We start from the raw sequence: 7,369 nt of genomic DNA on the forward strand, positions 1-7,369 counted from the left end.
CTCCGGAACAGGTGGCGGCTCGGGGACTGGCGGCGGCGGTGGCTCGCTGGCCAACACAGGTGCGTCCGGCCTGCTGAAGATCATCTCCCTCAGTGCCCTGCTGGCCGGTGCGGGCGCGGCAGCCGCGTTCGTGACCCGGAAGCGTCGCGCCGGGCAACACTGAGACAACATGGAAAGACGGGTGATCCGCCCGTGAGCGCCGACGAGCCCCGTCCAGATCCGGACGGGGCTCGTTCGCATCTCGTCCCGGCGAGCCCTACATTCCGCCCTCGGACATCCCATGCACGGCCGGGATCGTGCCGAGCCGGCCCTTCTGGAAGTCCTCGAACGCCTGCTGGAGCTCCTTGCGGGTGTTCATGACGAACGGGCCGTAGTGGGCCATCGGCTCGCGGATCGGCTGCCCGCCCAGGAGAACGACCTCCAGCTCCGGAGTGTGGGAGTCCTGCTTCTCGTCGGCACGGACGGTCAGCGCGCCACCGTCGCCGAAGACCGCCGTCTGCCCCACCTGAACCGGGCGGCGCTCGGTGCCGACGCTGCCGCGGCCCGCGAGGACGTACGCGAGGCCGTTGAAGTCCGCCCGCCACGGCAGGGTGATCTCCGCACCCGGTGCCAGCGTGGCGTGGATCATCGTGATCGGCGTGTGGGTGATACCGGGACCCTGGTGGCCGTCCAGCTCACCGGCGATGACCCGCAGCAGCGCGCCACCGTCCGGGGTGGTCAGCAGTTGCACATTGCCGCCGCGGATGTCCTGGTAGCGCGGCGCCATCATCTTGTCCCTGGCCGGGAGGTTCACCCAGAGCTGTAGACCGTGGAAGAGGCCGCCCGAGATGACCAGCGACTCCGGCGGCGCCTCTATGTGGAGCAGCCCCGAGCCGGCCGTCATCCACTGGGTGTCGCCGTTGGTGATGGTGCCACCGCCACCGTTGGAGTCCTGGTGGTCGAAGGTCCCGTCGATGATGTACGTGACGGTCTCGAAGCCGCGGTGGGGATGCCAGGGCGTGCCCTTGGGCTCGCCCGGCGCGTAATCCACCTCGCCCATCTGGTCCATCATGATGAACGGGTCGAGGTGCTGGTAGTCGATGCCCGCGAAGGCCCGGCGCACCGGGAAGCCCTCCCCCTCGAAACCGCTGGGGGCGGTGGTGACGGCGAGCACGGGGCGCTGGAGTGCCTCGGCGGGTGCCGCGACGCGCGGCAGGGTCAGCGGGTTCTCTACGGTCACTGCGGGCATGACGGCCTCCTCGGTCGTTCACCATTCAACTTAATTGAATGGTGAACGACTCGCAAGAGGGCCTTTATTTCCACCCGAGCGCCCCGCGCGGCGAACGGCGGTATCCGGGCCTATCCGGACCTATCCGTACATACGCCGCATGGCGAAGTCCACCATCTGCTCCACCGCCTTCGCGTCGAAGACCATCCGGTGCTCACCCTCCATGTCGAGGACGAAGCCGTAGCCGGTGGGCAGCAGGTCGATCACCTCGGCGCCGGTGATCACGAAGTACTTGGACTCCTTGCCCGCGTACCGCCGCAGCTCCTTGAGCGAGGTGAACATGGGGATCACCGGCTGCTGGGTGTTGTGCAGCGCCAGGAAGCCGGGGTTGTCACCGCGCGGGCAGTAGACCTTCGAGCCCGCGAAGATCTGCTGGAAGTCCTCGGCCGCCATCGAACCGGTGGTGAAGGCGCGCACCGCGTCGGCGAGCGACGGCGGCGAGGGCTCCGGGTAGAGCGGCTGCTGGCCGTAGCCCGCACCCGCCTGCGCGTGATGTGACGCATGCGGCTGCTGTTGCGGCGGAGGTGGCGGAGCGGCATAACCCTGCCCTGCGCTCGCGTTCTGGTCGTAGCCGTACATGCGAAGAAGCGTACTGAGTCACAGTTACCCGGTTGAGGGTTGCCCTTTATTACCCGCGGGTAGCATCATGGCGACTGCTGATCCGATACGCGTCAACGCAGAGGTCCTGGCCTCCCGATCCCTTACGGAGCCGTCGCCATGGGGCACTACAAGTCGAATCTCCGCGACATCGAGTTCAACCTCTTCGAGGTGCTCGGGCGCGACACGGTGTACGGCACCGGCCCGTTCGCGGAGATGGACGTCGAGACCGCCAAGAGCGTGCTCGCGGAGATATCCCGGCTCTCCGAGAACGAGCTGGCCGAGAGCTACACCGACTCCGACCGGAACCCGCCCGTCTTCGACCCCAAGACCCACACGGCGCCGCTTCCCGAGTCGTTCAAGAAGAGCTACCGGGCCTATATGAAGTCCGAGTGGTGGCGGCTGGGCGTCCCGGAGGAGCTCGGCGGCACGGTCTGCCCCCGCTCGCTGCTGTGGGGCTCGGCCGAGACCATCCTCGGCTCCAACACCCCGATCTGGATGTACGCCTCGGGCCCGGCCTTCGCGGGTGTGCTGCACGACGAGGGCACCGAGGAGCAGCTCAAGATCGCCCAGCTCATGGTGGACCGGCAGTGGGGCTCCACCATGGTGCTGACCGAGCCGGACGCCGGCTCCGACGTCGGCGCGGGCCGCACCAGGGCCGCCCAGCAGGAGGACGGAAGCTGGCACATCGAGGGGGTGAAGCGGTTCATCACCTCCGGTGAGCACGACCTCTCCGACAACATCATCCACTTCGTGCTGGCCCGGCCCGAGGGCGCGGGGCCCGGCACCAAGGGGCTGTCGCTGTTCATCGTCCCCAAGTACGACTTCGACTGGGACTCCGGTGAGCTCGGCGAGCGCAATGGCGTCTACGCCACCAATGTCGAGCACAAGATGGGTCTGCGCGCCTCCAACACCTGTGAGCTGACCTTCGGCGCCGACCACCCGGCCAAGGGCTGGCTGCTGGGCGACAAGCACGACGGCATCCGCCAGATGTTCAAGATCATCGAGTTCGCCCGGATGATGGTCGGCACAAAGGCCATGGCCACCCTCTCCACCGGCTACCTCAACGCCCTGGAGTACGCCAAGGAGCGGGTGCAGGGCCCGGACCTGGCGGCCTTCACCGACAAGACCGCCCCGCGCGTCACCATCACCCACCACCCGGATGTGCGTCGCTCGCTGATGACGCAGAAGGCGTACGCGGAGGGCCTGCGCGCCCTGGTCCTCTACACCGCCTCCGTCCAGGACGAGATCCTGGTCAAGGAGGCCGCGGGCGAGGACGCCTCCGCCGTGAGCCGCCTCAACGACCTGCTGCTGCCCATCGTCAAGGGCTACGGCTCGGAGAAGGCGTACGAGCAGCTCGCACAGTCCCTTCAGACCATCGGCGGCTCCGGCTACCTCCAGGAGTACCCGCTGGAGCAGTACATCCGGGACGCCAAGATCGACACGCTCTACGAGGGCACCACCGCCATCCAGGGGCAGGACTACTTCTTCCGCAAGATCGTCCGGGACCAGGGCCAGGCCCTGACCGTCGTCTCGGAGGAGATCAAGAAGTTCCTGGCCGAGGCCGCCGGGGGCGAGGAGCTGGAAGCCGCCCGCGACCAGCTCGCCCAGGCCGCGGTGGACCTGGAGGCGATCGTCGGCGCGATGCTCACCGACCTGGCCGCCACCGAGCAGGACGTCAGCTCGATCTACAAGGTCGGTCTCAACTCCACCCGGCTGCTGCTGGCCTCCGGCGACGTGATCATCGGCTATCTGCTCCTCAAGGGCGCGGCCGTCGCCACCGAGAAGCTGGGCACCGCCTCCACGAAGGACCGGTCCTTCTACGCGGGCAAGATCGCCGCCGCGAAGTTCTTCGCCCATGAGGTGCTGCCGGGCGTCTCGGTGCAGCGCTCGCTGGCCGAGTCGGTCGACAAGGGGCTCATGGACCTGGACGAGTCCGCGTTCTGAGGGCTCTCTTCCCTCGTCCAGGGGGCCGGCCGTCCCATCCTCCAGCGGGGCGGCCGGCCCCCTGGCCTGTCCCCGCGGACGTCATCACCGCTCCTGGTCGCCGCTCCTCGTCACCGCTCCTCGTCGTCGGGCGGCCGCTCCCGCAGGGCCCGTTCGACCTCCTCCCGGGCCCACCGCCTCAGCTCCTCGCCCTGGGCGAGGAGTTCGTCGACCGACTCGCCCCCGCCCTCCGGCGGGCGCGGGCGGGCCCTCAGCTTCTCCAGCAGATCCCGGCACGCCTCGTCCTCCGTGGCGAACCGGCGGGTGTCCCGGTCCAGGGAGCGCTCCCTCAGCCCGGTCTCCCAGCCGCCGTCCGCGGCGGGGCGCAGATAGTAGTAGGCGTCGGGCTGCACCGGGATGTCCCGCACTCCCGGGATGTCGTACAGCGCGTCAGGCACCTGCTCGTCGCGCAGGGTTGTGACGAGTTCCGTTCTGTCCACCGGTTCAGGATCCGCCCTCAGTTGAGTGCGCGCAGATTACCCGCCGCGACCAACTGGGGGATCGAAGGACCGGTCAGATACTGGAGCCCGAAGCCGGGTTGTCCGAACCATGGCCGGATGGGACCGGCCTCGACCAGGAAGGGCGCGGTGACCTCATAGAGGTGATAGCCGTTCGGATAGGCCGGGTCGATGGTGTTGAGGTTGCTGGGCGGCAGCGCGCGCTCCGCGTAGGGCGTGCCCGCCGGGGCGAGGAAGTGGCCGAAACCGCTTCCGAAGAGATCGACCTTCTGGCCGACCTTCATCCTGATCGTGGTGTGCAGCGGTGACCCGTTCAGCAGAACCCAGCCGTCGGGGTAGGGGAACCACCAGCCGCTCGTCTGCTCGTTCCAGTAGCAGCCGAGGAACGCGGAGGAGGTGCGGAAGTGGTCGAGCCGTTCGTAGCCTTCGAGCATCCGCCCGATGGCGCCGTACCGGGGAAGCTGGGCGGGGCCGAGCCGCCAGTCACCCTGGTAGTAGCGCTCACGCGGCGGGTTGGGTGCGATGCTGGTCCCCCCGATGCGGTCCATGCTCGGACAGGGAGGGTGTCCCTTGCCCTCACCGTCCCCGCCGTTCCCCGGGCGCGGGCCGGGAGAGGGCGCGGCTGCCGGCTCCGGAGAGGCCACGGGCGCGAGCCCCGCGGCGAAATCCGTGACAGGCTTGGCCATGGCAGGTCCGCCTGCGCACAGCAGCAGCAGCGACCCCAGAACGACAAGCAGGTGGCGAAGAACGCGCATCCGGTATCCCCTTGAGTTACGACTCAGTGCGGCGTTGCTCGGTTACACGGGGAATATCGACCGATTCTCCCGAATTCTCGCCTTACCTGACGTGCTTTCATCAGATTGGATCAACGTGGTGTCACGGATGGATGCCACGACCCGCACCAGGGCGAGTCACCCCCCGGCGAATCTATGCTGAGCACATGAGCGCACAACCCGGCATCGACCGCGGCCACACCGATGACCTGATGTCCTTCCTCCGCGCCAGCCCATCGCCGTACCACGCTGTGGCGAGCGCCGCCGAGCGGCTGGAGAAGGCCGGGTTCCAGCGGGTCGAGGAGACCGCGCCCTGGGACGGCGCGGCCGGTGGCCGGTTCGTGCTGCGGGGCGGGGCGATCATCGCCTGGTACGTACCGGAGGGGGCGGACCCCGCCACTCCGTACCGAATTGTCGGTGCTCATACCGACTCTCCCAATTTGCGGGTCAAGCCGATTCCCGACACCGGTGCGCACGGCTGGAGACAGATCGCCGTCGAGGTCTACGGCGGGGTGCTGCTCAACACCTGGCTCGACCGCGACCTCGGGCTCTCCGGCCGGATCTCCCTCAGGGACGGCTCGCACCATCTCGTCACCATCGACCGGCCGCTGCTGAGAGTGCCCCAGTTGGCCGTCCACCTCGACCGGTCCGTCAACACCGAGGGCCTCAAGCTGGACAAGCAGCGCCATATGACGCCCATCTGGGGGCTCGGCGGCGTCGAGGAGGGCGACCTGATCCGCTTCGTCGCCGAGGAGACCGGTGTCGCGGCCGAGGAGATCGCCGGCTGGGACCTGATGACGCACAGCGTCGAGCCGCCCGCCTACCTCGGCCGGGACCGCGAGTTGCTCGCCGGGCCCCGGATGGACAACCTTGTCTCCGTGCACGCCGGTACGGCAGCCCTCATCGCCGCCGCCCGTCCGGAGCTGCCGTACATCCCCGTACTGGCCGCCTTCGACCACGAGGAGAACGGCAGCCAGTCCGACACCGGCGCCGACGGCCCGCTGCTCGGCACGGTGCTGGAGCGCTCGGTCTTCGCCCGCGGCGGCGCGTACGAGGACCGGGCCCGCGCCTTCGCGGGCACCGTCTGCCTGTCCTCCGACACCGGCCACGCCGTTCACCCCAACTACGCCGAGCGCCATGAGCCGGGCCACCACCCACGGCCCAACGGCGGCCCGATCCTCAAGGTGAACGTCAACCAGAGATACGCCACCGACGGCGCCGGGCGGGCCGTCTTCGCCGCCGCCTGCGAGCGCGCCGGGGTGCCCTGGCAGAGCTTCGTCTCCCATAACTCGATGCCGTGCGGCACCACGATCGGTCCGATCACCGCCGCCCGGCACGGCATCGCCACCGTCGACATCGGCATCGCGATCCTGTCCATGCACTCGGCACGGGAACTGTGCGGAGTGCAGGACCCGCGGCTGCTGGCCAAGGCATTGCACGCCTTTCTGGAGGGCTGAGTTGGACTTCTCCGTGCTGGGACCGGTGACCGTCATCGCGGGACCGCCGGCAGCGCCCGTCGAGCTTCCGCTGGGACCCGCCAAACGGCGCAGCGTGCTGGCGATGCTGCTGCTGCGGCCCAATGCGACGGTGTCCGTGGAGCAGTTGATAACCAGCCTGTGGGAGGACGAGCCGCCGGCCCACGCCCGGACCGTCATCCAGGGCCATGTCTCCCGGCTCCGCGCGGCCCTGGCCGAGGGCGGCGCCGAGGAGCACGGTGTCGAGCTGGCCACCCACAGCTCCGCCTATCTGCTGCGCATCCCCGAGTCCCTGATCGACACCCAGCGATTCGACCAGTTGACCGCCCAGGCCAGCCCGGAGTCCGCCCCCGGCGAGGCGGTCCGGCTGCTTCGCCAGGCGCTCGGCCTGTGGCGCGGCCCGGCGCTCACCGGGACCGTGGCCAGCCCGCCCTTCGCGGCGGCGGCGCACGCCCTGGAGGAGCGCCGGCTGAGCGCCGTGGAGGCCCTGGCCCGGGCACACAAGGCGCTGGGCGAGCATGAGGAGGCGGTGCGCGCCCTGCACCCCGCCGCCGTCGCCAACCCGCTGCGCGAGGGGCTGATCGCCGCACTGATGCTGGCGCTGTACCGCTCCGGGCGGCAGTCCGACGCGATCGCCTGGTTCCACCGCACCCGGCAACTGCTCGACGACGATCTGGGGGTCGACCCGGGCCAGCGGCTGAGCGCCGCGTACCAGGAGATCCTGCGGGCGGCCCCGGAGGCGGACGGGCCGCAGGGCGGCGCCGAGAGCGCCGCGGCGGCGGGCCACTCGGGGCAGCCGGTGCCGTCCACCCC

Annotated in this window: 7 protein-coding genes; 3 read left to right on the forward strand and 4 right to left on the reverse strand. The window is 69.6% G+C overall.

Annotated features, from left to right (window positions below; translation table 11 throughout):
- Positions 1–256 precede the first annotated feature (256 nt).
- Together KN815_RS43340 and KN815_RS43345 are read right to left on the reverse strand one after the other, a co-directional pair.
- Complete coding sequence (locus tag KN815_RS43340) at positions 257–1,228, reverse strand: pirin family protein (RefSeq protein WP_216347246.1); 972 nt, start codon at positions 1,226–1,228, stop codon at positions 257–259.
- A gap of 120 nt (positions 1,229–1,348) precedes the next feature.
- Complete coding sequence (locus tag KN815_RS43345; RefSeq protein ID WP_216347247.1) at positions 1,349–1,846, reverse strand: SseB family protein; 498 nt, start codon at positions 1,844–1,846, stop codon at positions 1,349–1,351.
- 138 nt (positions 1,847–1,984) lie between these two features.
- On the opposite strand from KN815_RS43345, the gene KN815_RS43350 reads away from it, so the two are divergent.
- Positions 1,985–3,811: an acyl-CoA dehydrogenase gene (locus KN815_RS43350; RefSeq protein WP_216347248.1), complete on the forward strand. Its 1,827-nt coding sequence runs from the start codon at positions 1,985–1,987 to the stop codon at positions 3,809–3,811.
- 110 nt (positions 3,812–3,921) lie between these two features.
- On the opposite strand, the gene KN815_RS43355 is transcribed toward KN815_RS43350, so the two are convergent.
- Together KN815_RS43355 and KN815_RS43360 are read right to left on the reverse strand one after the other, a co-directional pair.
- Positions 3,922–4,290: a hypothetical protein gene (locus KN815_RS43355; RefSeq protein WP_216347249.1), complete on the reverse strand. Its 369-nt coding sequence runs from the start codon at positions 4,288–4,290 to the stop codon at positions 3,922–3,924.
- A gap of 17 nt (positions 4,291–4,307) precedes the next feature.
- Complete coding sequence (locus tag KN815_RS43360; RefSeq protein WP_253209609.1) at positions 4,308–4,856, reverse strand: TNT domain-containing protein; 549 nt, start codon at positions 4,854–4,856, stop codon at positions 4,308–4,310.
- Between the two features lie 392 nt (positions 4,857–5,248).
- Here KN815_RS43360 and KN815_RS43365 point away from each other — a divergent pair, with 392 nt between their 5' ends.
- Both KN815_RS43365 and KN815_RS43370 read left to right on the forward strand, forming a co-directional pair.
- Entirely contained in the window at positions 5,249–6,538 is a 1,290-nt protein-coding gene (locus KN815_RS43365; RefSeq protein WP_078642495.1) for a M18 family aminopeptidase, read from the forward strand.
- A gap of 1 nt (position 6,539) precedes the next feature.
- Positions 6,540–7,369, forward strand: an 830-nt coding sequence (locus KN815_RS43370; protein WP_253209610.1) for an AfsR/SARP family transcriptional regulator, incomplete at its 3' end; no start/stop codon positions are given.

This window comes from Streptomyces niphimycinicus, assembly GCF_018883605.1.
Taxonomy (GTDB): domain Bacteria; phylum Actinomycetota; class Actinomycetes; order Streptomycetales; family Streptomycetaceae; genus Streptomyces; species Streptomyces niphimycinicus.